Annotated in this window: 23 protein-coding genes; 5 read left to right on the forward strand and 18 right to left on the reverse strand. The window is 58.0% G+C overall.

Annotation, left to right across the window (positions count from 1 at the left end; genetic code table 11):
• Positions 1-7: 7 nt before the first annotated feature.
• The 3 genes from kduI to ACQKKX_RS07700 form a co-directional block, all read right to left on the reverse strand.
• Complete coding sequence (gene kduI, locus ACQKKX_RS07690; RefSeq protein ID WP_427569945.1) at positions 8-844, reverse strand: 5-dehydro-4-deoxy-D-glucuronate isomerase; 837 nt, start codon at positions 842-844, stop codon at positions 8-10.
• Positions 844-1,935, reverse strand: coding sequence for a glycoside hydrolase family 88/105 protein (locus tag ACQKKX_RS07695; RefSeq protein WP_427569946.1), 1,092 nt, complete (start codon positions 1,933-1,935; stop codon positions 844-846). Before ACQKKX_RS07695 ends, kduI begins: the two co-directional genes overlap by 1 nt.
• Before the next feature lie 440 nt (positions 1,936-2,375).
• Positions 2,376-2,513: a hypothetical protein gene (locus tag ACQKKX_RS07700; protein ID WP_427569947.1), complete on the reverse strand. Its 138-nt coding sequence runs from the start codon at positions 2,511-2,513 to the stop codon at positions 2,376-2,378.
• Between the two features lie 190 nt (positions 2,514-2,703).
• Here ACQKKX_RS07700 and ACQKKX_RS07705 point away from each other — a divergent pair, with 190 nt between their 5' ends.
• Positions 2,704-3,906 carry a glycosyltransferase gene (locus ACQKKX_RS07705; RefSeq protein WP_427569948.1) on the forward strand — a complete coding sequence of 401 codons (1,203 nt, stop codon included), beginning with the start codon at positions 2,704-2,706 and terminating at the stop codon, positions 3,904-3,906.
• Positions 3,903-5,171 carry a hypothetical protein gene (locus tag ACQKKX_RS07710; protein ID WP_427569949.1) on the forward strand — a complete coding sequence of 423 codons (1,269 nt, stop codon included), beginning with the start codon at positions 3,903-3,905 and terminating at the stop codon, positions 5,169-5,171. Before ACQKKX_RS07705 ends, ACQKKX_RS07710 begins: the two co-directional genes overlap by 4 nt.
• 56 nt (positions 5,172-5,227) lie before the next feature.
• Here the strand turns inward: ACQKKX_RS07710 and ACQKKX_RS07715 are convergent, their stop codons facing one another.
• Positions 5,228-7,042 (reverse strand): hypothetical protein, encoded by a 1,815-nt coding sequence (locus ACQKKX_RS07715; protein ID WP_427569950.1) that lies wholly within the window; start codon positions 7,040-7,042, stop codon positions 5,228-5,230.
• A 45-nt stretch (positions 7,043-7,087) separates the two neighbouring features.
• On the opposite strand from ACQKKX_RS07715, the gene ACQKKX_RS07720 reads away from it, so the two are divergent.
• A complete protein-coding gene (locus tag ACQKKX_RS07720; protein ID WP_427569951.1) occupies positions 7,088-7,213 on the forward strand; it encodes a hypothetical protein in 126 nt (41 codons plus the stop codon).
• Between the two features lie 57 nt (positions 7,214-7,270).
• On the opposite strand, the gene rffA is transcribed toward ACQKKX_RS07720, so the two are convergent.
• The 7 genes from rffA to ACQKKX_RS07755 all read right to left on the reverse strand — a co-directional run bounded on the left by rffA (position 7,271) and on the right by ACQKKX_RS07755 (position 13,713).
• Positions 7,271-8,398 carry a dTDP-4-amino-4,6-dideoxygalactose transaminase gene (rffA, locus tag ACQKKX_RS07725; RefSeq protein ID WP_427569952.1) on the reverse strand — a complete coding sequence of 376 codons (1,128 nt, stop codon included), beginning with the start codon at positions 8,396-8,398 and terminating at the stop codon, positions 7,271-7,273.
• A 195-nt stretch (positions 8,399-8,593) separates the two neighbouring features.
• Complete coding sequence (locus ACQKKX_RS07730; RefSeq protein ID WP_427569953.1) at positions 8,594-9,478, reverse strand: class I SAM-dependent methyltransferase; 885 nt, start codon at positions 9,476-9,478, stop codon at positions 8,594-8,596.
• Positions 9,479-9,482: 4 nt separating this feature from the next.
• Complete coding sequence (locus ACQKKX_RS07735; protein ID WP_427569954.1) at positions 9,483-9,887, reverse strand: GtrA family protein; 405 nt, start codon at positions 9,885-9,887, stop codon at positions 9,483-9,485.
• A gap of 59 nt (positions 9,888-9,946) precedes the next feature.
• The gene (locus tag ACQKKX_RS07740) at positions 9,947-10,663 is read right to left on the reverse strand and encodes a formyltransferase family protein (RefSeq protein ID WP_427569955.1); all 717 of its coding nucleotides are present in this window, start codon (positions 10,661-10,663) and stop codon (positions 9,947-9,949) included.
• A complete protein-coding gene (locus tag ACQKKX_RS07745) occupies positions 10,653-11,576 on the reverse strand; it encodes a glycosyltransferase family 2 protein (RefSeq protein WP_427569956.1) in 924 nt (307 codons plus the stop codon). The genes ACQKKX_RS07740 and ACQKKX_RS07745 overlap by 11 nt, the downstream gene beginning before the upstream one ends.
• On the reverse strand, positions 11,573-12,259 hold the full coding sequence (locus ACQKKX_RS07750; RefSeq protein WP_427569957.1) for a WbqC family protein: 687 nt from the start codon (positions 12,257-12,259) through the stop codon (positions 11,573-11,575). Before ACQKKX_RS07750 ends, ACQKKX_RS07745 begins: the two co-directional genes overlap by 4 nt.
• A 215-nt stretch (positions 12,260-12,474) precedes the next feature.
• Positions 12,475-13,713: a glycosyltransferase family 4 protein gene (locus ACQKKX_RS07755; RefSeq protein ID WP_427569958.1), complete on the reverse strand. Its 1,239-nt coding sequence runs from the start codon at positions 13,711-13,713 to the stop codon at positions 12,475-12,477.
• Between the two features lie 45 nt (positions 13,714-13,758).
• On the opposite strand from ACQKKX_RS07755, the gene ACQKKX_RS07760 reads away from it, so the two are divergent.
• Positions 13,759-14,655 carry an NAD-dependent epimerase/dehydratase family protein gene (locus ACQKKX_RS07760; protein WP_427569959.1) on the forward strand — a complete coding sequence of 299 codons (897 nt, stop codon included), beginning with the start codon at positions 13,759-13,761 and terminating at the stop codon, positions 14,653-14,655.
• On the opposite strand, the gene ACQKKX_RS07765 is transcribed toward ACQKKX_RS07760, so the two are convergent.
• The 4 genes from ACQKKX_RS07765 to ACQKKX_RS07780 form a co-directional block, all read right to left on the reverse strand.
• Complete coding sequence (locus ACQKKX_RS07765) at positions 14,645-15,214, reverse strand: sugar transferase (protein WP_427569960.1); 570 nt, start codon at positions 15,212-15,214, stop codon at positions 14,645-14,647. The genes ACQKKX_RS07760 and ACQKKX_RS07765 overlap by 11 nt on opposite strands.
• Before the next feature lie 70 nt (positions 15,215-15,284).
• On the reverse strand, positions 15,285-16,439 hold the full coding sequence (wecB, locus tag ACQKKX_RS07770; RefSeq protein ID WP_427569961.1) for a non-hydrolyzing UDP-N-acetylglucosamine 2-epimerase: 1,155 nt from the start codon (positions 16,437-16,439) through the stop codon (positions 15,285-15,287).
• Complete coding sequence (locus tag ACQKKX_RS07775; RefSeq protein ID WP_427569962.1) at positions 16,432-17,568, reverse strand: NAD-dependent epimerase/dehydratase family protein; 1,137 nt, start codon at positions 17,566-17,568, stop codon at positions 16,432-16,434. The genes wecB and ACQKKX_RS07775 overlap by 8 nt, the downstream gene beginning before the upstream one ends.
• The gene (locus ACQKKX_RS07780) at positions 17,565-18,593 is read right to left on the reverse strand and encodes an SDR family NAD(P)-dependent oxidoreductase (protein WP_427569963.1); all 1,029 of its coding nucleotides are present in this window, start codon (positions 18,591-18,593) and stop codon (positions 17,565-17,567) included. Before ACQKKX_RS07780 ends, ACQKKX_RS07775 begins: the two co-directional genes overlap by 4 nt.
• A gap of 743 nt (positions 18,594-19,336) precedes the next feature.
• On the opposite strand from ACQKKX_RS07780, the gene ACQKKX_RS07785 reads away from it, so the two are divergent.
• Positions 19,337-21,310: a polysaccharide biosynthesis protein gene (locus tag ACQKKX_RS07785; protein WP_427569964.1), complete on the forward strand. Its 1,974-nt coding sequence runs from the start codon at positions 19,337-19,339 to the stop codon at positions 21,308-21,310.
• 275 nt (positions 21,311-21,585) lie between these two features.
• Here ACQKKX_RS07785 and ACQKKX_RS07790 read toward each other — a convergent pair whose 3' ends face one another.
• The 3 genes from ACQKKX_RS07790 to ACQKKX_RS07800 all read right to left on the reverse strand — a co-directional run bounded on the left by ACQKKX_RS07790 (position 21,586) and on the right by ACQKKX_RS07800 (position 22,532).
• Positions 21,586-21,792: a DUF2945 domain-containing protein gene (locus tag ACQKKX_RS07790; protein WP_427569965.1), complete on the reverse strand. Its 207-nt coding sequence runs from the start codon at positions 21,790-21,792 to the stop codon at positions 21,586-21,588.
• A 10-nt stretch (positions 21,793-21,802) separates the two neighbouring features.
• On the reverse strand, positions 21,803-22,045 hold the full coding sequence (locus tag ACQKKX_RS07795; protein WP_427569966.1) for a DUF2934 domain-containing protein: 243 nt from the start codon (positions 22,043-22,045) through the stop codon (positions 21,803-21,805).
• 109 nt (positions 22,046-22,154) lie between these two features.
• Entirely contained in the window at positions 22,155-22,532 is a 378-nt protein-coding gene (locus ACQKKX_RS07800) for a response regulator (protein WP_427569967.1), read from the reverse strand.
• Positions 22,533-22,535 lie beyond the last annotated feature (3 nt).

The raw sequence follows: 22,535 nt of genomic DNA on the forward strand, positions 1-22,535 counted from the left end.
CTTCGCCTTACCTGAGTTCACTGAGGGCCACCGGGGCTACGTCGTTATATTCCTGGTTTTCGCCGGTCATGCCCCAAACGAAGGCGTAGCCATCGGTTCCCGCCCCCATATGGATGGACCATGCCGGCGACAGCACCGCATCAAGATCCTTGACCAGCAGATGCCGGGTTTCTTCCGGCCGCCCCATCAGGTGGATGACGCGCTCTTCCGGCGCGAGATCGAAATAGCAGTAGGCCTCCATGCGTCGTTCATGCAGATGCGGCGGCATGGTGTTCCAGACACTGCCTTCGGCCAGATCGGTAATGCCCATCAGAAGCAGGCAGGAGGGCGCCACCTGCGGGTGGATATACATCCGCAAATTCCGTTTGTTGGAGCGGCGCGTTTCACCAAGATCGAGCGGTTTTGATTCGGCCCGTTTGATCAGCCGATGCGGGATATCGGCGCCGGCCGGAACCGAATTCATGTAGAACCGCGCCGGCCTTTCAACCGAATGACTGGCGACCGAAATCTCCTTTGCACCCCGGCCGATATAAAGAATGTCGCGGTTTTCCAGCTCGAACTTTTGGCCATCCACGGTGATCGTGCCGCTGCCGCCGAGATTGGCAACACCCATCTCCCGGGCGGAGAGAAGGTAGGGCGTGCCGATATCCTCACCCGACCCGAATGTCAGCGTCGCATTGAGCGGCACCGCGCCGCCAAGGATCAGGCGGTCGACATGGGTATAGGTAAAACTCACCTCACCCGGCTGAAAAAGGTCCTCGACCAGAAATTCCTTGCGCAACCGTGCGGTATCGAAGCCTTTGATGTCATCCGGGCCGGCGCCATAAAGAACCTTCATCACCATCAAACCTCTCCTTCGACATGGCGCAGCGCCTCGGACAGGCAGAGGATCGCCAGCGCCTGCCCGTAACCGGTCGGCTGGATGGGTATGTCGCGATAAAATTGCAGGTCACGGCCCATGCGGGTGCCGTAGGACACATTCAGCACCGTGCCGGTCTCATCGATATTGGCAAGCAGCGCCTCGACGGCCCGCAAACCGGCGTCCCGCCATTCCAGCGTACCGAGCCCCAGCCGGTGGCCGTTCAGCAGGCCATAACCGAAACCGGCCGTTGCCGAAATTTCCTCATAGGAGGTCGGGTCGTCGAGCAGAGTGCGCCACGCGCCGGATGCCGTCTGCAACGCGAGGAGCGCATCCACCTGCGCCACCAGAACGCCGCTCAAAAAGTGCTTAACCGCCGCCGGAATATTGGCCAGATCGAAAAGGTCGAGCATGCCCGCAGTGATCCAGGCATTGCCGCGCGCCCAGCGGGCCTCTGCAAAATTATGGTGCCCCTGAAAGGTCCAGCCGTGGAACCACAGGCCAGTCTTCCTGTCGGCCAGATAACGCGTATGCACGAGGAATTGCTTTACCGCCTCATCGACCAGTTCGGTGCGGCCACTGGCCTGACCATAGGAGGCCAGAAACAGCGCCACCATATAAAGCGTATCGTCCCAAAGCTCGTCGTCATTGACCTTGTCGGAGACGTGATGCGCAAAGGCGCCTTCCTTTGTCCGGCCCATTTCAGTCACGGCGCGGTTCGCCCACGCATCCAGCACAGGCTGCCAGCGCGGATCGCGGGTTTCGCGCCAGAGGACGGAAAGGCCCAGCATCGGCGCCGTCGTGTTGACGTTCAGCTTCGGCAGGCCCGCCTCGATACGGGCGGCATACCAGTTCTCGATCAAAATCTTGAGGTCGTCGCGGCCGGTGAACTGCCACAGACGGATCAGTCCATAAAGGCCGACACCCTGCGGCCATTCCCAGCTGTCGAAGGAAATGTAGTCACCGGCGGAACCGTCAAGATTGGGTTCATGAAAGCGACCGTCATCGCGCAGGCCGGTCATGCCGGTCACAAGCAGATCGAGCTTTTCACGGATATGCCCTGCAGAAAGGCTCATGCCCGCATCCTCCTCAACCGCTGCCTTGCAGCAGTGGTTTCCTCCAATCCGCTTCTCCCGAGCGGCGCGCGGATGTAAGCATCCGACCCGCGATAGCGCAATCCGAAAATTTTCGGGGCGGAAAAGGAGATGCGGAAATGGAGTGAGCGGGGCGCGTCCCTTGCCCTTTGCGCATCCAGCTGACGGCGGCGGACCCATTGCAGGATCATCATGCCCCGGACCGGGATCGGCATGCCACGTCGACCTGGTTTGCAGGCACCTGGACTAAGTCAAGACTTTGTGGACCGTGGATAACTTCTCGATCCATCCGGCGATCGGCGGGCGCCGTCGCCCTTATCGGTTCGAATCACGCCGGACCGACCTCAGTGCGCCGACGGCGGTTTGAAACGATCGTCGATCGGTCCCTGTGGATTACCGACAGAATGACGTCGATCGATCGTTCAGAATTCGAACTCGCCCGTCGTGGCAAAATCCTTGCGGAAAGCGTCGTCCCACGGGCAAAACAGTCGGACGTCCTGATCATCGACGGGCAGAACCGGCTCGTCATTCTCCCGCTCGTCCATCGTTTCTCTGTCCATTCCGATCTCCTTTCCGCATAACATGGCGGCAACGCCCAAGGCCGGGCGAGGGCTAGACAGCAGCAAATCGATTCAAATTGCAATTCACAGATCGTTTGCTCCGGTTACACAACCGCCAGATATCGTGTCCCTAACTTTACAGCGTCGCGCGACCTGTTAAGTTGCGCGCCTCAACAGGGGGACGTCGGGCTTGGTAAAAACTATCCTGTATTTCGGGTTCATCGCTTCAGAGGACGTGCTGGCAGATGCCTTTTCCCAAGAACCCGCTCCACAGGTGTCCGCCGCAAAATTCCAGAAAAGCCTTATCGCCGGCTTCGTCTCCCACGATATAAGCATGGCGGCCGTATCGGCCCTTCCGATTGCCTCATATCCAAGGAGCAGGATCTTCCACCAGCCAGGGAGGTCCTTCTCAATTTTCAACGGAGCGGTTGCCGGCACTCTTCTGGGCGGTCTCAACCTGCCGGTCATCAAACTCGTCACACGCTTTGTCAAAGCAGCGTTTCATGGCGTCCGAGCGCCTGCCGGCAGGCCGGACGTCATCGTCGTCTATTCGCTGCATACACCCTTTCTGCTGGCTGCAGCCCTGGCTAAAAAGCGCTGGAATGCTCCGGCCGTGGTGGTCATTCCCGATCTGCCCATGCATATGCATGGAAAGCCGCCCACCGGCCTGCATGGTCTCCTGAAAAAAATGGATGACGCGCTCCTGAACCGGCTGGTGCGCTCGTTCGATCTGGCCGTGCCCTTCGCCAAAGCGATCAGCGACGATTGGCTGCCTGCAGGAATGCCCTACGAAGTGGTAGAGGGTTTGGTGGCGACCCCTGACATTCCGGTTGAGCGCACGACGTCGGTGCCTGCAGCGACAGGCGGTCTACCGCGGCTGATGTATACCGGCAGCTTTACGCAAGTGGCGCGTTTCGCCACGCTGTTTGCCGAAGCGAAGGACATCTCGGCCGAACTGATTTTCGTCGGAGATGGTGCCGATGCTGAGGAACTGAAACGGCTCAGTGCGGCCGACGCCCGGATCAAGGTCATCCCCTTCCTTCCCGAAGGCGAACTGGCGGCGATGATCGCGACGGCGGATTTCCTGATCAATCCTCGCGACGCGCGCTGGGAGGGTGGACGATATTCTTTCCCTTCCAAGCTTTTCGACTATGTTACGCGAGGAAAGCCGGTCATTTCGACTCGCCTTCCTGGTATCGATGACGCTTATTTCGATCACTTCCTGCCGCTGGACGATACAGACGCGAGCACGGTCAGCGCTTCGCTCAAGACCATTCTCGATCTCGATGCGCCCACCCTGATGGACAGAGTTCGCGAGACCGGCAAATTCTGTGCAGCACGGAACTCGCCCCATGGGACCGTCGCGCGAATTCTGGAAAAGCTGCCTAAATGAAAAACGTGAAGGCGATCTTTCCGTTTATCGCATATGGCGTCTCCCTGTTGTCGGTCCAAGGGTTGATCTACGTCCTTCAACTTGGTTCCGCGTCGCTGAACGCGCCTGAGGTTTTCGGGACGATCCGCACGACGGAAAGCCTGGCGACGATCCTGGCGCTGTGCGTCACCTTCGGGCTCCCGTCAACATTGCTGGTTCAGGCGCGCAAGGGCATCAGTCTGGAAGACCTGCAACTGACCGCGTCCGCCTGCCTTGCGATCGTAGGGTCTGCCTTCATCCTTCTGGTTCTCTTGGCAGTCGTCGCGGTCACCGCTTTGCCGATCCCGATGGAATACCAAACCGTCCTGCCGCTGGCTCTTCCTCTGGCAGGCGTGATCGGCCTGCGGCTCATATTCGTGACCGCTTCGCAGGCGCAACAGCGATTCAACGAACTTCTGATCGCTTCGGCCGGCGCAAGCCTCCTCTGCCTTGTCCTTTTCGCGCTTTGCGCCGTCTTGGGCTTCGCCAATGTCTACACGTGGTATGTTCCCCGTCTCCTCCTCGAAATCCTCATCGTTCTACGACTGACCCGGGTTAGCTTCGGGCCCACCATCGCGCATGTGTTTCGGCCGCATGCCTTGGTGGGACAACACGCGCGGCGCATTCTAGGTTCGGCGATTTCCCTCGGGATTTCGATGATGTTTCGTTCCATCCTTGACCACGGCCCCATCCTCTTTGCGGCGGCCGTCGGCGGTGCGGCGATCGTTGCGGGGGAAATCGGGTTGATCATGACCGTGTGCACCATAGCCCTCATCCCCACGATAACGGCCCAGGGGGTCCTTATTCCGCGCCTCATCGACGCGATATCCGGTCAGCGCCGCATTTCATATGGGAAGATACTCGCATTTCTTCTGGCCGGTGCCCTGGCGACGGCGGCAATCGTCAATATCGGACTTGTTTTGCTTCCATTCGCCGTTTCCTGGCTCGCCCCGTTCGGCTGGTCCATCATGGTGCTGTGCACGATCATCGTCGTTGCCAAAATGCTGGCCGGCGCTTCCGGTGGCATTCTCCTGGCATTTCGCAGGAACCAGACGATACTCTCGATCAATACGGCAACCACGACGCTGGGTCTGATCTGCGTCGCAGGACTGTTGTGGCACGGAGGACCGCCCACCACGCTCGCCATCGTTCAGGCAGTGGCCGCGATCGAATTGTGTGGGGCTTTCCTTTACATGCTATGCATCTTTGCGGCCATGAGATCCCGGCAAGCGCATGCCGGCAGTTGAACCGCGTCAGGATGGCTTGAACGAGTAACGCTCCCGCATCCTCACTCAGGTCGTCGTCAAAAGTGTCCGAACCCGATACGAAGCGGTCTCGACGCCCAGTCTGGAGGGAATATGGCGGTCAGCAGGGACGGGAAAATAGTCCTGCCGTCAATCCTTTCAAGGCGCAGAGAGCACTGGTCAGACACATCTGCCACATCCACAGACGACAGATGCTGCGTCGGGCGGTAAAAGGCGGGAAGCAGGAGGCGAGTGCCCTCGCCCGCTCCATTGACGGCGATTGTCATACGCTGATCGAAGGCCTGCCAGACATTGTCGGTCTTGGCGTAATGCGCCATGATCGTCGCCTGGCCGGAGCACTGTGCTCCGGAAATCGTCAGAAGCAGACGGTCGGCAGCGCTCCGCACTTCCCATTGCAGGCCCACGCCCGCAATATTTGGGGTCATGCTGTCGGGCTGTGATCCGATCAAATCCTGGTATTCGGAGGGAACAGGTACAGTCAAGCTGGCCCTCCCCTGTACCACGCCAGCATCATCGATCCGGTCGCGGGGTAAAGCCAGCAGCGCTGCGAATTCCCTCGCCAGCACCGCCTGCTGATACTGGCCAAGCAGAAGGACGACAGCGATCACCATGGCGGCCGCGCCGGCCAATGTCGCCCCATAGGACCAGCCTGCCCGGACAAATGCCCGCCATCGCCAAGGCAGTTCCGCCAGCGACAGCATAGAAAGGACCCAGATGAATTCGAGATGGAAAACGTGCCTGATGGAAAACTGCACGACCGGATAGGTCGAAAGCGCCGTCAAAGTGAAAGCCAACGCGACCGCCTCCTGACGGGAGCGCGCCCAAAGTCGTGCCAGGAAAACGATCACGCCCAGCATGCCCAACCAAGGCATCCACGGCTTTGCGAACAACACATAGAGCGGCGCCATGAAGGTACTGGACGACGGACCCGCCATCACGGGGTAACCGGGATCCGGAAGCGACCCCGGCGCCGCCAGAAGCGGAAAACCCACGATCAAAGCTGCCGATTTGAACGCCTGGTTGACAAAATCGCTCAGAAAGAACGGGAAGAAACGTTGCCAGTGCGCACCTGAGAGCGTGTTTGCCTGGGAAAGGCCATAGACCGGCTGTCCTTCCCCGGCGTCCCATTGCGGATGATCCGACCTGGCATCTGCGGCCACGGCTGAAAGAACAAGCTCGTCCGAATATTGTGAACCGAATGAATACGGTGCCGGAGTCATTTTCAGGTAAGCTCTGAACGGATCACTCATGCCCTGAACAATCAAGGATCCATGCGTTCCGCCCTTGCCATGAGACAGCACCGGGTAAGCCGAAACGATGACGACAACCGCAAGAACGAATGCCGCCGCCAGGCGCGACAGGAATAACCGCCATTCGAAAGCGATGAGCAGAGCCAACATCCCAATCGGCAGGAGGATGATGAGGTCGGCGCGAAATCCGCAGCCGAGACCGATCGCCAACCCGCTTGCGACGACCCATGCAGTCATCGTCGAAAATCGTGAGGTCCGCAACGCCGCGATCAGGAATACGAGCGTCCAGACAAAGAAGGGCGCCTTGGCATAGTCGCGGAAGGAGACGATCAGCGGAAGCGCAACCGGTGACGCCGTCAGAAAGGCGGCGCCCACAGTCGCGGAAAAACGGCTGAGAAACTGTCTTGTTAGCGTGAAACAGCCGGCTGCGTACAGGCCTGACAGGAGGGCGACAATCGGCCAGAGATTGGCATATTTTACCGATGACAGCTGCCAGATGGAGGACACCGCCATACTGAGATACGGCTGCACATAGAAGAAAAGCCCGGGCGGGCCGAGAGGACCGGTCTCCGTTGACAGGTCCGCGCAGCTGATCTCGTTCACCTCCCGCATCAGGAAGGCGAGCAGTTTGGGCGATACGGCGCCCGGATGACCGACGCCATGGCCGCAGGCAGCGTAAACGACTTCCGGCGTGAAATTCTGGTAGAAGAACAAGGAGCCGGCTTCATTCAACACCCGGACGCCCAGGATTGCGCCGATCAGGGCAAAGACTAGGCCGAGTGCGACATCAGTTTTCTTCATTTCACCAACCTGAGGCAGACCATCGACGGCCTAGCGGTCCAAGAGAGACACGATTTTCGTCTGCTCTGCCTCGCCGAGGCCGACCCACAATGGCAGGCGTACCAGTCTTTCTGATTGTGTGACGGTGACGTTGAGGTCGCCTTCCGCACGTCCGTAGCGCTGGCCTGCAGGGGAAGAATGCAGCGGCACGTAGTGAAAGACCGAATGGATATCGTTTCTCTTCAACCGCCCCAGCACCTCGGCGCGATCGATACCGGGTTCCAGCAGAACGTAATACATATGGGCGTTATGTTTGCACGTCTCCGGCACGATGGGACGGCGTAGAATGCCCTTGTCCTCCAAAGGCTTGAGGAGGGCGTGATAGCGCTGCCAGATTGCCAGCCGATTTTCGGTGATGCGCTCTGCCTCCTCCAGCTGCGCCCAGAGGAAGGCGGCTATAAGCTCGCCGGGAAGGAAGGATGAACCGACTTCCTGCCATGTGTATTTATCCACCTCGCCACGGAAAAAGCGGCTGCGATCGGTGCCCTTTTCGCGGATGATTTCGGCCCGCGTTGCCAAGGCGCCATCATTGACAAGCAAGGCCCCGCCTTCCCCGGAAATGACGTTCTTCGTTTCATGGAAACTGTAGGCGCCAAGATCGCCGAGGCTACCCAGCGGGCGACCCTTGTAAAAAGCCATGACGCCTTGGGCAGCGTCTTCGACGACCTTCAGATCATGCCTTCTGGCAATGTCCATGATACGGTCCATCTCGCAGGATACGCCGGCATAATGGACGGGAACGATGGCCCGGGTGCGCGGCGTGATCGCAGCCTCGATGAGGCGCTCGTCGAGGTTCAGCGTGTCCTCCCTGATATCGACGAAGACCGGCACGCCGCCACGCAGTACGAAGGCATTGGCCGTCGATACGAATGTGTAGGAAGGCATGATGATTTCGTCACCAGGCTGGATGTCGAGAAGCAGCGCGGCCATCTCAAGTGCGGCGGTGCAGGAATGGGTAAGCAGAGCTTTTTCGCATCCGCTCCGCTCTTCGAGCCACTGGTGACAACGCTTGGTAAAAGGGCCGTCGCCGGCAAGCATGTTTCCGAATTTGGCTTCGGCAATGTAGTAGAGTTCCTTACCGGTCATGAAAGGCCGGTTGAAATGAATTTTGTCCGCCACTGTTACGCCCCCTCAAGCCATTTTTTGTAGCAACCCGCCTGCAATCGCTGCCTGGATATGTTGATGCGGCACCGACGGGCGACGGGAGTCGGACGTATGACACTGCCTACACCACCAGCCGTCGTAACTTTAAAGCTTCTTGCCGACAATGAACGCCTGACCATGCGCTACAGGAATGTGGCACGGTTATCGTCTTCAATTGCCGGCGGCAAATGCTTTTCTGGCGACGACCAGTCTGGACCCGCCAACCGGCAGGTTTACGCCACAGCGGATGAACATCTTGTCGATGGTCATTGCGGCGTAGAAAAGTCGGTTTATGAAGGGTGGCAGCCGCAATTCGGCCATTCCGCCATCATCGGATTTCGTCGCGCGGTTCAGCCAGCGTGAAACCAGCATGAAAGGAAGCAGCGCGGTTACGAAAGACGTGCTTTTCTCGATCCGCATGCCTGCGGCCGTGCATTTGTTCGCCAATTCGTTTTGCGTATAGCGACGGATATGGCAAGCATAGTCGTCGGTCCTGCTCCACAGCCACGGATGCTGCGGGACGGTCAGCAGCAGAATCCCGCCAGGCTTGAGCGCTTTCAGAAGCTGCGTGAGAACCTCTTCATCCTCGCGGATATGCTCAAGCACGTCGAAAGCGCCTATGACGTCGAACTCGTTTTCAAATGGCACGTGACGTCCGTCCATCTGCATGAGATCTGCGTGGGGCAACCGCTGCGCGGCATATTTCAAGCCGTCCACGAAGATTTCGCTGCCGCTGAGGGCTATGTCGGGGTGATGTTGGGCAATCCCGGACAACACGAAGCCGGTGCCGCATCCGATTTCGAAAAACGATTTCGCCTCAGGTTTGTAGGCACGCAGGGCCCAAAGAATGATCTCATTGCGTGAGCGGAACCAGAAACTCGACGCTTCGACGGCCTCCAGGCTTTTGAAATATTCGGCCTTGAAGCCTCCGCCGTCATAGGCGAGGTCCTTGGCGTGCGCGACAAAACCGTCAATCTTCTCGGGGCGGTAGCCGCATTGCGGACAGGTCCACTGCGCGGACGAAAAACCCCGGTTGCACTCCTGGCAGATTTTCATGCCGCTATTCTTTCGCTTTCATGCGCTCGGCCGGGAAGACATAGAGTTTCGATACCAGAAAAAGAAAAACGGCGACCCCCGCGATCGCCCCGATTTGCACGATCTCGTGCCGGACGCCAAGCACGTCGACAAACAAAACAAGGGATAACAGGTTGATAAGGTAACCCAGCAATTGAGCGACACCATACCGAGCTCCTGCGCCAAGGACGCGCCCGCGATAGTCGAACGTGAAGCGACGGTTTGCGAAAAATCCGATCACTGCCGCGGTAAGATAAAGAACGGTGATGGTCGTTTTCGGATCTACACCGCAACCTGTCAGCAACAGGTAGAGGACATAACCAAACACATTGGTTGCAAGTCCGACAAGCACATAGGTAGCAAATTGTCGGGGTGCTGCTGCCAGCCTCATCAGACACTCGAACGTTATGGCGCGCATACAGAGGAATGGCCGCCAGTCGAAGATATATCTCAGGCCGACGGCATCGAGACCGAGGCTGCCACATCGTCCCAGAAGCGTTGATCATCCGCCATATCGGCGCGATGGGGACCTCCACCATTTATCAGGCAAACCCGCCCGAGAATAGAGGTTATCGCCGACATGCCGGTGGAGTGGTCCAAGTCCGTTCCGGTTGAAAGGGCGCGCAGCAAAGCCAGGCAACCGGATCTGAAAACAATCGGCATCAGGGTTTCAAGCGTATCGTTGGGGATCAGTGGGATCGCTGCCTGAACCAGCGGCTGGCCGGCATCGACCTGCTCGTTCACCAGATGAACCGTGACTCCTGCAAACAGAGCCTGATGATCGAGCGCGGCCTGAACCGGCGCCGTTCCGATAAGACCGGGAAAGGCCGGCAATAACGAATAGTGGAGGTTGACCAGCTTGTCTTCGAAACGGTCGATCACCTGCCGACCGATGATGCGGTGAACGGTTGTGACGATAACATCCGGTTCAAGCGCCACCAGATTATCCAGCAGACCCGCCTGGTCTTGGGCCGTGATTTTCACGATTTCGTGCCTGATGCCAACGCGATCGCAGAAGTCATTTGCCGCACATTGCCGATCCGTGATGACGCCCGGAATTTCCGCGTCCGGCAGCCATTTCTGCCGAATCGCGTGATGGAGGAAGGAAAGGTTGCCGCCACCGCCGGAGCACAGGAAAACGATTCTTTTCACGGCATTACCGGCCATGGATTTCTCGCACGATCGAATAGGGACGACGTTTGCTTTCGGAGAAAACCTTGGCGATATATATACCGACAATGCCGATGCTCGACAGAATGAGCCCGCCAAGCAGCCAGATGGACACCATGACCGACGTCCACCCGGCCATTGTATAGGAAAACAGCAGCCAGTTTACCACGAGGTAGGCGGCGTAGCAGCAGGCAAAGAAGAAAATCACCAGTCCCGCATAGAATATGGCAACGAGCGGCAAAGCGCTGAACGACGTGACCGAGTTGACGAGCAATGAAAGCTTTCTGCGCAGGGTGTATGTGCTCGTCCTCCTGCTGAACTTTTTGACCAGAAGCGGCTGCTGTCTGTATCCGGTGATCTGCCACAGGCCAGCCATGAAGACTTCGCGTTCCTCATGCTGGAGCAGGGCATCGACATATCGCCGGCTCATCAGGCGTGCCGTCACCACATTTGCCGGAAGGGACAGCCCCGACAAACGGTTTATCAACGACCAGAACAGCGCCCCGCTTACCCTCTCGAAAAGATCGCCCTTACGGGCCTCCTGGACACCGAAGACCACATCCGTACCGGGCGTCGCTGCCATTTGCTCTCTGAAAAGGGTCAGCCACTCGGGGCTTTCCTCCAGATCACTGTCGATCAGGAAAATCTCCTCCCCCTTGGCATGCGCCAGCCCCGTCATCATGGCCCGATGGTGACCGAAATTTCGCGACAGATCGACAACGACGACATGTTTGTCGTTGACGGCGAGCGAAACCGAGAGATCAAGACTGTTATCCGGCGAGCCGTCATTGACCAGAATGATTTCGTAATCATCGTCAAACAGCTGCCGCGCAACTGCGCTCGCACGTTGGTGAAACTCGGCAATGTAAGGGGCAGACTTGTAGAGCGTTGCAACGATGGAAAGCTTCATTTCACGTACCTCATGTAACTGCAGGAATCCTTTCCGCAGTTGAAAAGCAAATCCAAAATCGTAACGCCATGTGTGAACTCCCCCCATAGCTGGGGATAGTCAGGATAGCCGGCGTAATCGAACCATGTCAGCTTCAGTCCATTGTCTTGAAACATCGCCTCGTCGACATAGGATCTGGCAGCGGGACCGGAAACATATTCAGTGGCGCCCGTCTGAAGACAAAGATCCACCAGGCGCTCGGTCTTGCCCTCGATCAGAGTGTAATCCATGGACAGGGAAATGCGGGTCTTGATGCCGAGATAGTCACAGACAGCCTTTATGAGCAAGCTGTTCACCTGTGTGAGATGCGTGAATGTCCTGCCCAGATAAATTGGCATGAGCCAGCTGGCGACTTCGTCGAAATGCTTGCTTCGGCGATAATTTGCCTCGATCGTCTTCCAGTGTTTGGCCTGCCAGTCCGCGCCATCGACCCGAACGTCGCAGATACGCCGCCTGATGTCCTGCCCCACCGGCACGCTCAGCCATTGCGGCCCGTTCGGGGTTTTCAGCTTGTTTCTGTTGCGCCAATCGTTCTTGGTGTACTGCATGTCGTCGTAGAGAATGAATTCATCTACAAGGGCAATCATATCGAAATACCCCTTCCAGGGAATATAATTCGATTGAAGGATCGCAACCTTTTTCATGATACACTTTCCGTCCAGGCGCGCTTGCGACGACCGCAGGAAGACGATTTGCGTTAAGGGATAACAGCTTGCGGGTTTGGGTTTATCCCGGTGATCACGGCACGCACCACCCTTTTCTAAGCCGGATGCCTCGACGGTGAACGTCGTGCCATCCTGATGACCGGCCCATGCCGATCTGCCGGCCAAGCTGACCGCGTGCTACCGAACCTCGCGTCCTACGGCATTCCGTCGCCTTTGCCCGCCGCCTCTTTCAACCACAGCTCCAGCTTGTCATAGACCTTGTCCGCAGCAAAATGCTCGTCGAAATATTGACGTCCCCGAGCGCCCATCAGCGCAACACGATCTTTCGGCTCTTGCATCATGGTGCGGATATTGGCTGCGAGCGTTTCCGGATCTGACGCCTTGGCCACGAGGCCCGCGCCGGACTCGGTGATGATCTTCGCGCCCTCACCGTTCAGCGCGGCGATGATCGGCTTGCCGCAGGCCATATAGCACTGGACCTTGTAGGGTACGGTCAGCGAAAAGATCGGCGTGTCCTTGAGGCTGACCAAAAGTGCGTCGGCGTGTGCGAAGAAGAGCGGCATCGTCTCTTCGGGGTGACGGCCGAGAAACTGAAAGCGCTTCTGCAATCCCCGTTCGGCAATTTTCCTTTTGACCCGCTCTTCATCGCGCCCTGAACCGATGATGACGACCAGCAGATCCGTGGCATCGTCCAGCAAGTCGACCGCCTCGACAAGATTGTCGAAATCCTGGCTTTCCCCGATATTGCCTGCAAACATCAGTCGGAAACCCGCCAGGCGAATGAGCTGCGCCTGCTCCGGCGCGGCCGTGGGGGAGACCGGACGATACGTGTCCGGCGCCGTGTTGGGAAACACCCGGATACGGCTCCTCGATACACCGAAGCGCTCGATCATCGGAGGAAAGCCATTGCTCTGGACGAGCACGAGGTCGGCCTGGCGATAGATCCATCCGCATACCGCATTCAAGACAGCAATCACGAAGCGATTGCGGATCCCCAGCGTATAGACAGCGCTTTCGGGCCAAATGTCCTGCACCCAATAGACGCAAGGTACGCCACGCCACTTTTTGAGAAAGATTCCAGCCAACGCCTGCAGAAGCGGCGACGGCATTGAAACGAAGGAGACCGCGGGCTTGGTCTTCAGTCTTCGGATCATCGTCCAACTGGCAGCCACGGGGAATGTCAGGTAATTGGCGATCAGAGAAAGCGACCGCTTGCCGCGAGCGACCGTGAAGGCGCGATGAATATTAACATCGTTCCAGCGCTCGTTTCGCTTGCTACGATTGGAATAGCCGTCAAAGAATTTTCCGGCCGGATAGTTGGGAACGCAGGTTACTGCATCGACCTCATGGCCGCGCCGGACCAGCTCTTTCGCGATTGCATTATTGGAAAACTGTTCAGGAAAAAAATACTGTGATATCAGGAGAATACGCATCTTGATCCCGGTTGCGAAATGGCCCGTTTCAACGGAGACGTATACGTGAACATCAGCGAGAACGCAAAGCTTGCCGTCACCGGCGCCAGCGGCTTTATTGGCCGGGGCCTGATCGAGACCTTGGCCCAGCAAAACATACCCGCTAGGGGTATTTCGCGGGGCAAACTTCCGGACTGGGCAGGAGCGACCACGCAGTGGCATTCGGTGGCGTCCTACGAGGATACCGCCGCCCTTTCGTCGGCGTTGGGAGGAGCGCAGTTTCTGTTGCATCTGGCCGACAATCCGTCGCGAACCGCCGCAAGGGATGCGAACACTGCCGCGGCGATTGCCCGGGTCGTCAAGGCGGCCGCCGAAAGCGCCTCGGTGGAAGGTATTATTTTCGCCAGCAGCGTCTATGCGGCAAAAACCGACGCACCCTATGGGCAAGGCAAACGCGACGCCGAAGAGGTTTTCCTGTCCGACAGCAAAATCCCTACCGTCATTCTCCGCCTGCCTCCTGTCTATGGCAAAGGTGGACGTGGCGGGCTTAGCACTCTGGCGGCGCTTGCGAAGAAGGGGCTACCGCTGCCTTTCGGTTTGGCGAGCGAACCGAGGAACTATCTTTCGCGACGCAATTTTTGCGACCTGATCCAGCATATGATTGACGCAGATGCCGCCGCCTGGCAGCGCGCGGACGGGAAAATATTCGAGCCGTCCGACGGACGGGCCATATCCACGCGCGCGTTGGTCGACGAGATGGGTCGGGCCCAGGGGAGGCCCGTTCGCCAAGTTCCCGTTCCCACAGGTCTGTTGCGGTTGGCGGGAAAGCTTTCGGGCCGCAGTGCGCTGGTGTCCGGCGCCATCGACCGGCTGGACGTTGTCCCGAACACCGAACTGACGGAATTTTTCGGATGGACCCCGGCAGAACAGATGCCGGAAAGCCTTCATTTCCTCAAGGTTTGACGGCATCCCCCCGGCCCCGACCGAGCGCTGTATCGATGATATGGCGTAGATCCTGTCCCAATTGCGGACGGAGCGCATAACGCCCGTCGACTGCGGCAAGTTCGACAGGCCTCGACATGTCGAGGCCTTGAAGCTGCGCAGGTCCGGTAATGCCGGGCCGCACATCAAATGCGCCCTGTCGACGCCGCTCCGCAACCAGTTCGGTCTGGCTGGGCAGGCAGGGGCGAGGTCCGACAAAGCTCATATCGCCGCGCAGCACGTTAAAAATCTGCGGCAATTCATCGAGCTTGGTGCGGCGAAGAAATTTCCCGCTGCGGGTGATCTGGCTTGCCGCCACCTCGTGACTGGCGCGGTCCCCCGTATCGCGGGACATCGTGCGCAATTTATAAAGCACGAACGCCCGTTCATTCCTGCCGACACGCACCTGCCTGAAGACGGCCGGTCCACTTCCCTCCAGCCGGATCGCAACGATACAGACAAGGCAAAGCACCAGCGCAGGCAGAGCCAGCAGCAGTGCCAGGACGATATCGAGGGCCCGCTTGCCGCCGTTCTTGTACATAGGATCTGTCTCTTCCGTGTCCCGCCGTCTCTCGCCTTGCTAAGGCGAGAGCACCATCTTTCGTTTCCGGTTACGCCGGATCGTTGGAGCGGATACCGTCCCATTGATTGGACAGAAGGGCAGTACCGGCAATCAGTTTCAACACCCGCTCAGCTGTGTTGGTGATGCTGTAATCGGCGGGAACCGGGTGAGGCAAACCCTTTTCCTCGCGATCTGCGAATGATCGGGTGACGATGTCCACGCCGTTGACGATCGTATCGCGATTGAGGCCGGTCATCAGAATGCAGCCGACATCCATCCCTTCCGGACGCTCGATCGCATCGCGGGGCGTAATCGCTGGAAAACCAAGGATCGACGATTCCTCAGCGATCGTACCGCTATCGGAAACGGCACAGAAAGCCTCCATCTGGAGCTTGTTGTAGTCATGGAAGCCGAACGGCTTCATGTACTGGACACGGCTGTCGATAGCGACGTCATCCAGGGCGTCGAGGCGCTTGCGGGTGCGCGGGTGCGTCGAAACGATTACCGGCATGTCGTAGGTTTCGGCCAGCCCGTTCAAGGTTTCCAGCAGCGCGCGCAGGCGATCCCGGTTGTCAACATTTTCCTCACGGTGCAAGGAGACAACGAAATATTTGCGAGGCGTCAGTTCGAGCCGTTCGATGACATCCGAAGCAATAATCTGCGCGCGGTAATGTTCAAGGACTTCCCGCATCGGCGACCCGGTCAGATAGATCCGACGATGTTGTATGCCTTCGCTCAGAAGATGACGACGGGCATGTTCCGTATAGACGAGATTGAAATCGGAAAGATGGTCGACCAGTTTGCGGTTGGTCTCTTCCGGCACGTTCCGGTCATAGGAGCGGTTTCCGGCTTCCATATGATACACTGGAACTTTCAGGCGTCGGGCCATGATGGCGGAAATGGCCGAATTCGTATCGCCCAGCACCAGAACGGCGTCCGGCTTTTCAGACTTGATGACCTTTTCGCTCTCGATCAGAATTTTTCCAAGGGTCTCGCCAAGGCTTCCCCCGCCGGTGCCGAGAAAATGGTCCGGCTTGCGAACCCCGAGATCTTCGAAAAAGACTTCGTTGAGCTCGTAATCATAATTCTGGCCGGTGTGAACGATGACGTGCTCGACATGTTGATCAAGCATTGCCATGACACGAGACAGGCGGATGATCTCCGGGCGGGTTCCCAGGATCGTCATGACTTTGATCTTAGACATTATGTTTTCCAAGCACGGGGTCAGCAAAAGTATCGGGATTGGCAGGATCGAAAATCTCGTTCGTCCAGAACAATGTCAGGAGCGGTTCGTTACCGACATTCTCGATGCTGTGGGTATGAAGGGTTGGCATATCCACGGCAACCGGCGCATCGCCCGATACGGGATATGTCCACACCTCATCGGTCAAGACCTTGCGCAGGCGGATGACGGCTTCGCCTTTGAGGACGAGGAAACGTTCGACCTTGTCGAGATGAAAATGCTCACCGCGCGTAACACCCGGCTCGGTCCAGCTGAGGAACGTCTGTCCGCCGCCCCCGCCCTTGACCGCTTCAAACAACGTCCCGCGGGCGTCCGTATTGAGCTTGAGGACACGCGGAAAGCCTTCCGGATACAGCGCCGCCCTGTATGAGTTGAAGAGCGCCAGATCGAAGGGATCGCGGACATCCGGGTAGACGCCGGCGTTATAGGACTGATGAAAACCGACGATCTTTGCCAGCAGATCCGGCACGCCGATCGTTCTGGCTTCGGGTTGCAGGAGACCGGTCTGGCCAGTCACACCAGCGTCGATGGCAATCTGGGCAGCAGCACCCGCATGCAGGAGATGGACACGACCTTCCGGATTAACGTCCGGCATCCGGTCCGAGATCACTTCCTTGATGAAGGTTGCCGTGACGTTGTTGTAATAAGGCCGCGCGCACTCGCCGAAGATATGCGGCAGAATCAGGTTGGTGAAACGCGGCGTGAACGCGGCGAGCAGTTCGCCTGCCAGACGCTTGGAACGGCCATAAGGCGTGTCCGACTGATAATGCGTCGAGTTGGCATAAACGATATGCGGATCGCAACCGGCCGCTCTGCAGGCCTCGATCAGATTTGCGGCGATATCGGGATTGCCGCGCTCTACGTCGTCGTCCGAGGCGCGATTGACACCCGCGAAGTGAAGGATCACATCCGCGTCGGCAAGCGCTTCGACAAGCATCTGCCTGTTCGAAAAGACGGCGCGGTCGACGGCGACGACCTCGAATTCCTCGTCTCTCTTGTTGAAACGTGCGGCGCAGTTCACGGCGTGAAGCCTTGCTGCGGCATGCCAGCCGATCAGGCCGGCAGCCCCGGTAATAACGACCTTTTTCATGAGGACGCTTTCCAGCTTTCCACTTCGGCGCGGACCTCGGGAAGCGACATCAGCAGGCTCTTCACCCCCTCGACGTCGAGCTGCTCGGTGTTGTGGGAATGATAATCGTCCCACGTCTTTGTCACCTGATCGCCTTCCGAAAAATAGGCCTGGTAATTGAGATCGCGATCATCCATGCGGATGCGGAAATAGTCGCCCATGTCTTCGCTGCTTGCGAGTTCCTGCGCGCTTGCCAGGGTCTCGTAGAGCTTCTCGGCATGGCGCCAGCCAATGACTTCGACCGGATGATCCGGCCGATCGAACAGTTCCTTCAACGCGGTGACCAGATCGGCGATCGTGGATGCCGGCGCCTTGCGAATGAACAGGTCGCCCTGGCGGGCATGTTCGAAAGCGTGGTGAACGAGCGCAACGGAGTCACGCAAAGGCATGAGGAAGCGCGTCATCGTCGGCTCGGTGACCGTGATCGGCTTTTGTGCCTTGATCTGCCGAATGAACAGCGGAATGGCAGAGCCGCGGGAATACATTACATTGCCGTAGCGAACCATCGAGATCGTGGTCGCCGCTTCAGGCCCGATCGAACGCGCGAGAGCCTGCGCCAGCTTCTCCATCATCGCCTTGGACATGCCCATGGCGTTGACCGGAAAGACGGCCTTATCCGTAGATAGGCAGACCAGCGACCGCACGTTCGCGGCCACCGAAGCGCGAAGCACGTTTTCCGAACCGATAATGTTGGTCTTGACCGCTTCCATCGGGAAGAATTCGCAGGAAGGCACCTGCTTGAGGGCGGCAGCATGGAAAACGCAGTCGGCTCCCGAGACGGCCCGATCAACGCTTTCGCGGTCGCGGATATCGCCGACATAGAAGCGGACACGGCTGTCACGAAGCTCGTTGCGCAACGCGTCCTGCTTTTCCTCGTCGCGACTAAGAACGCGCACTTCCGAAACATCGGTCTTGAGCAGATCCCGCAGCATTGTCTTGCCGAATGAGCCCGTCCCGCCGGTGATGAGTACTTTATCGACTGTCATAATACTGCAAACTGCTCCTAGTTCACGTTGGCACGATAACCCAAAGCGCTCGACCATCATCGTTTGAAGCGAAAAGTTTCAAACAAGAAGTCCGCGGCCCTGTCGCGTTGCAAACGGATAGAACGAAAATCTCGCTGTTTTGCAAGCTGATAATGACACAGCCACATCTATTTTGGGTTGAACCGCCTTAACCTCGCTGTGAGCCGCTGCCACCAGATCGGAGTATACCCCCCGCCGATGATCCGCCATCCACAGGCCGCTTTCTTCCATTGGACACGACGGCGCCGGCATTTGGCCTCCCGTTCAACCATTTGCCTAAACCGATATTGTTTCACTTTGCAATCAACCCGTGGTGGGTTAAGGGACTGGCTATCGGCATCCACGATTGGCGAGTTGCAGGCATGGGAAAAGTCGGATATTGCACAGGCCTCCACAGACGTATTCCGAAATCCCTTTCATCCGTTATCAAAGCACCGTCGCGCTACGATGCAACCTCATGACGCCGATCCGATGCCTGGACTTCTTTCACCTGCAGCCTTGAACTGGAGATAACTGACAGGGCGAGCAGGGATTCGGCGCTCTGCAAAGGATCTGTTGCCATCGCTTCCCCGCCGCGATCCGAAGGTAATTTCTCTCGCTTTGCGATCTGGCCGACAGACTGAAACTCTATATAGACATTCAAACTAATACGCCTGCGCCTATAGGCTCTGGCTTTCCGGGTTGTACGGACGAGGAGATCGACAGTGAATTCGGCCAATATCCAGCGCTTGCTGTTCGTTCGTGGAGCGGCGCTGCTGCACGATACGATGATGGGTTCCCTCGCGATGGCGCTGGCGTTGGTGCTGAGGCTCGATTTCGAAGGTGTCCACCTCCATCTCGCCGAATATCTCGTTGCCATGCTGCTGTTCGGCGTGATTGTCAGCTCCGTCGGTTTCTTCCTGGGCATGAACAGGGGTGTTTGGCGCTACGCATCGCTGCCGGATCTGACGGCGATCGTCAAAGCATCAACGGCTTCGGTCCTTTTATTCATTGCCGCGCACTTCCTGATCGTGCGGCTGGAATCGATCCCGCGTTCGTCCATCATCATCGCATGGGCGTTCCTGATCGTGCTGCTGGCAGCGCCACGTGCTGCCTATCGCCTCTATCGCAACGGGCGCGACGTTCGTCGGGCTCGTCTTCAGGACCCCCACCAGCGCAAACCCGTTTTGTTGGTCGGCGCCGACGACAATAGCGAACTGTTTCTTCGAATGGTGAGGGAACGCGGGATCGTTGCCATCGACCCGCTTGCCATCATAGACGAGCGCGGCGGCCGAGTGGGACGATTCATCCACGGCGTTCCGGTTATGGGAAAGCTTAAAAACCTGCCGGACATCATTTCACAATTCGAACTGCAGGGAAGGCGGCCGGAGGCGCTCGTTCTGACGCGATCCAAGGACGATTACGAGCGCTACGCCAATCTGCAGGACCTGGTGGAACTGGCAGCCTCGAACAAGCTCGAGATGTTGCGAATTTCAGACCTGCGCGACGTCAAAAGTCTCGATGCCGACATCGACATCCGCCCGGTCAAGCTGGAGGACCTTCTGCAACGCCCGTCTGTATCGCTGGATGGGTCGCAGGTGGTCACCATGGTTGCAGGCCGTACCATATTGGTAACCGGCGCTGGCGGCTCCATCGGATCCGAACTTGTGCGACAGATCGCCAAGCTCGGCCCCAAAAGCCTGGTCTTGCTGGATTCCAGCGAATATCTTCTCTATCTCATCAGCAACGAAATTCGCGAACAGTATCCCTCTCTCGATCTGACGGCGAACTTGTGCAACGTGCGTGAACGCAGCGCGGTCATGAACGTCATGACCGCAAATCGTCCGGATATCGTGTTCCATGCCGCTGCCCTGAAACATGTTCCGATCGTGGAGGCGCAGCCGCTCGAGGGGATCTTCACCAATGCAATCGGAACGCGAAACGTCGCGGAAGCCGCGATCGCGGTAAAAGCCTGCGCGATGATCATGGTCTCGACCGACAAGGCGGTCAACGCTGCCAATGTCATGGGCGCCTCGAAACGCATGGCCGAGATGTTCTGCCAGGCAATGGATCTGGAACCGCGCAACAGGACAACGCGCTTCGTAACCGTTCGCTTCGGAAACGTCTTGGGCTCCGCCGGATCCGTTGTTCCGCTTTTCGAAAGGCAGCTGAAGGCGGGCGGCCCACTGACCATCACGCATCCGGAGATCGAACGTTATTTCATGACGATTCCCGAGGCCTGCCTGCTTATTCTGCAGGCAGCGAGCCACGGTCTTGAAACCGGGAATGAACGCGGCCGGATATTTGTCCTCGACATGGGCGCGCCCGTAAAAATCGTCGATCTGGCCCGCAACCTTATCCGGCTGTCCGGCCTGCGTCCGGATGAGGACATCAGGATCGTTTATACCGGTCTGCGGCCGGGAGAGAAACTCTACGAAGAACTGTTCTCCGAGCGGGAGAACCTGGAGCCGACCAACGCCAAAAGCATCCTTTCCGCCTCTCCCGCTGTCATCGAGGCGTCCCTGATTACAGGCATATTCGACCAAATGGCCGACCTTCTGACGAACCACAAAAAGGAAGAAGCGCTGCACCTTCTCTGCACGACCGTCAGCGATTACAAGCCCGGAGACGAAATCCGTAATATATTGGCAAAACGGAGCGGCAAAGACGCCATCTCGGCGGCCGAGACGAACGGCTGACCGGCCGGTGCTGAGCCTGAGCTACAGGGAACGGCTTAGAGAAAGCGCCATTTCCGCGGACGTCTAGTTTGAACTAGGCGGGACAATGCTGGCCCTGTTGCTCATATGCGCTCGCTGATTGACGTCCGCGACGAGTGACCGCCGATGGAGTTGGACCTGCCCCCTCAGTCACTCGTGGCTACGAAGGCTGCCTGACGTTCTAAGTCCGCATCTGGCGAGAATGCTGAAGGCGGATTGCAGGCAGCGGACCGCCATTACCGCCTGCGACATTTGACCTAGGCTTTACTGAGCGCACCTGGTTTATGAGCCGCCCTTTTACCAGACTTTTCACTCTCGACTATCACCTGTGGATCGTCTTTCGAGGCCTTTACTTTATGCCCCTTGATCTTCGTGTCAGTGGTCTGCGTCTTGACAACCTTGCCCTTGGTTTTCCCCTGGCTGGTTTCCCAGGTCACCGTGTCGCCCTTTTTGACATTGGCCATGACGGTCTCCTCAATCGGGGCTGATGGCTGAAGGTGGCTTGATGTCGGCGGCGTTCTCCGATCCGTCGCCTTCCTTGGCAAATTCGTCGTTGGCCTCCTGATTGACCTTCGTCACGTCGTCGGACTCCTGCTCGGCGAGCTCGTGCTGATCTTCAGCGCGACGCCAGTGATCGTCATGAGCACCATCGGGCCGACCTTCGTCCTCCCAGATCTTATAGGCTCGTTCGCGACGCTGCTGTTCTCTGTCGTCCATGTCGATCTCCTCCTGTGACCATTCATAACTCTGCCCGTCAGAAGTCGTTCCTGGATCGTACCGAAAGCTTCATTTGTGGAAGCGAGCGTTGCGAACCTCATAAATCCGGTCAGCCTGTCATGCTCTCGATCTGGCGAAGGATACGGGTTGGATCGAAAGGCTTGGCGACGAACCGGCTGTCCAAAGGCAAAGCTTCAGCCGGAACATGCGTCGCTCCCGAGGTCAGTAGAAGCACGGTTGGCGGATAACGATCCTTGACATAGTGGGCAAGCCTCAGTCCGTCCATCGTTCCCGGCAGCTGAACATCCGTCAGCACGACGCGGATCGACTTTTCCCGTTCCAGGATCGCGATCGCTTCACCTGCATCGTTTGCTTCAAATACCGTGTACTGGGCATCGGCGAAGAAATCGGCAAGTTCGAAACGGATTATCGCCTCGTCTTCCACGATCAGTATCGTGCGGGTATTGATCGGTCTGCTCTGCGCCATGGC

Source organism: Neorhizobium sp. NPDC001467 (genome assembly GCF_050275975.1).
Classification (GTDB): domain Bacteria; phylum Pseudomonadota; class Alphaproteobacteria; order Rhizobiales; family Rhizobiaceae; genus Neorhizobium.

Excerpts from the sequence above, each read along its gene's own strand:
- ACQKKX_RS07800 (WP_427569967.1), bottom strand. The coding sequence starts at position 22,532 with ATGGCGCAGAGCAGACCGATCAATACCCGCACGATACTGATCGTGGAA.
- wecB (WP_427569961.1), bottom strand. The coding sequence starts at position 16,439 with ATGTCTAAGATCAAAGTCATGACGATCCTGGGAACCCGCCCGGAGATC.
- ACQKKX_RS07735 (WP_427569954.1), bottom strand. The coding sequence starts at position 9,887 with ATGAGGCTGGCAGCAGCACCCCGACAATTTGCTACCTATGTGCTTGTC.
- ACQKKX_RS07775 (WP_427569962.1), bottom strand. The coding sequence starts at position 17,568 with ATGAAAAAGGTCGTTATTACCGGGGCTGCCGGCCTGATCGGCTGGCAT.
- ACQKKX_RS07730 (WP_427569953.1), bottom strand. The coding sequence starts at position 9,478 with ATGAAAATCTGCCAGGAGTGCAACCGGGGTTTTTCGTCCGCGCAGTGG.
- ACQKKX_RS07765 (WP_427569960.1), bottom strand. The coding sequence starts at position 15,214 with ATGTACAAGAACGGCGGCAAGCGGGCCCTCGATATCGTCCTGGCACTG.
- ACQKKX_RS07695 (WP_427569946.1), bottom strand. The coding sequence starts at position 1,935 with ATGAGCCTTTCTGCAGGGCATATCCGTGAAAAGCTCGATCTGCTTGTG.
- kduI (WP_427569945.1), bottom strand. The coding sequence starts at position 844 with ATGGTGATGAAGGTTCTTTATGGCGCCGGCCCGGATGACATCAAAGGC.
- ACQKKX_RS07750 (WP_427569957.1), bottom strand. The coding sequence starts at position 12,259 with ATGAAAAAGGTTGCGATCCTTCAATCGAATTATATTCCCTGGAAGGGG.
- ACQKKX_RS07780 (WP_427569963.1), bottom strand. The coding sequence starts at position 18,593 with ATGACAGTCGATAAAGTACTCATCACCGGCGGGACGGGCTCATTCGGC.
- ACQKKX_RS07790 (WP_427569965.1), bottom strand. The coding sequence starts at position 21,792 with ATGGCCAATGTCAAAAAGGGCGACACGGTGACCTGGGAAACCAGCCAG.
- ACQKKX_RS07755 (WP_427569958.1), bottom strand. The coding sequence starts at position 13,713 with ATGCGTATTCTCCTGATATCACAGTATTTTTTTCCTGAACAGTTTTCC.
- ACQKKX_RS07740 (WP_427569955.1), bottom strand. The coding sequence starts at position 10,663 with ATGGCCGGTAATGCCGTGAAAAGAATCGTTTTCCTGTGCTCCGGCGGT.
- ACQKKX_RS07745 (WP_427569956.1), bottom strand. The coding sequence starts at position 11,576 with ATGAAGCTTTCCATCGTTGCAACGCTCTACAAGTCTGCCCCTTACATT.
- ACQKKX_RS07710 (WP_427569949.1), top strand. The coding sequence starts at position 3,903 with ATGAAAAACGTGAAGGCGATCTTTCCGTTTATCGCATATGGCGTCTCC.
- ACQKKX_RS07700 (WP_427569947.1), bottom strand. The coding sequence starts at position 2,513 with ATGGACAGAGAAACGATGGACGAGCGGGAGAATGACGAGCCGGTTCTG.
- ACQKKX_RS07795 (WP_427569966.1), bottom strand. The coding sequence starts at position 22,045 with ATGGACGACAGAGAACAGCAGCGTCGCGAACGAGCCTATAAGATCTGG.
- ACQKKX_RS07720 (WP_427569951.1), top strand. The coding sequence starts at position 7,088 with ATGACCGACGCCATGGCCGCAGGCAGCGTAAACGACTTCCGGCGTGAA.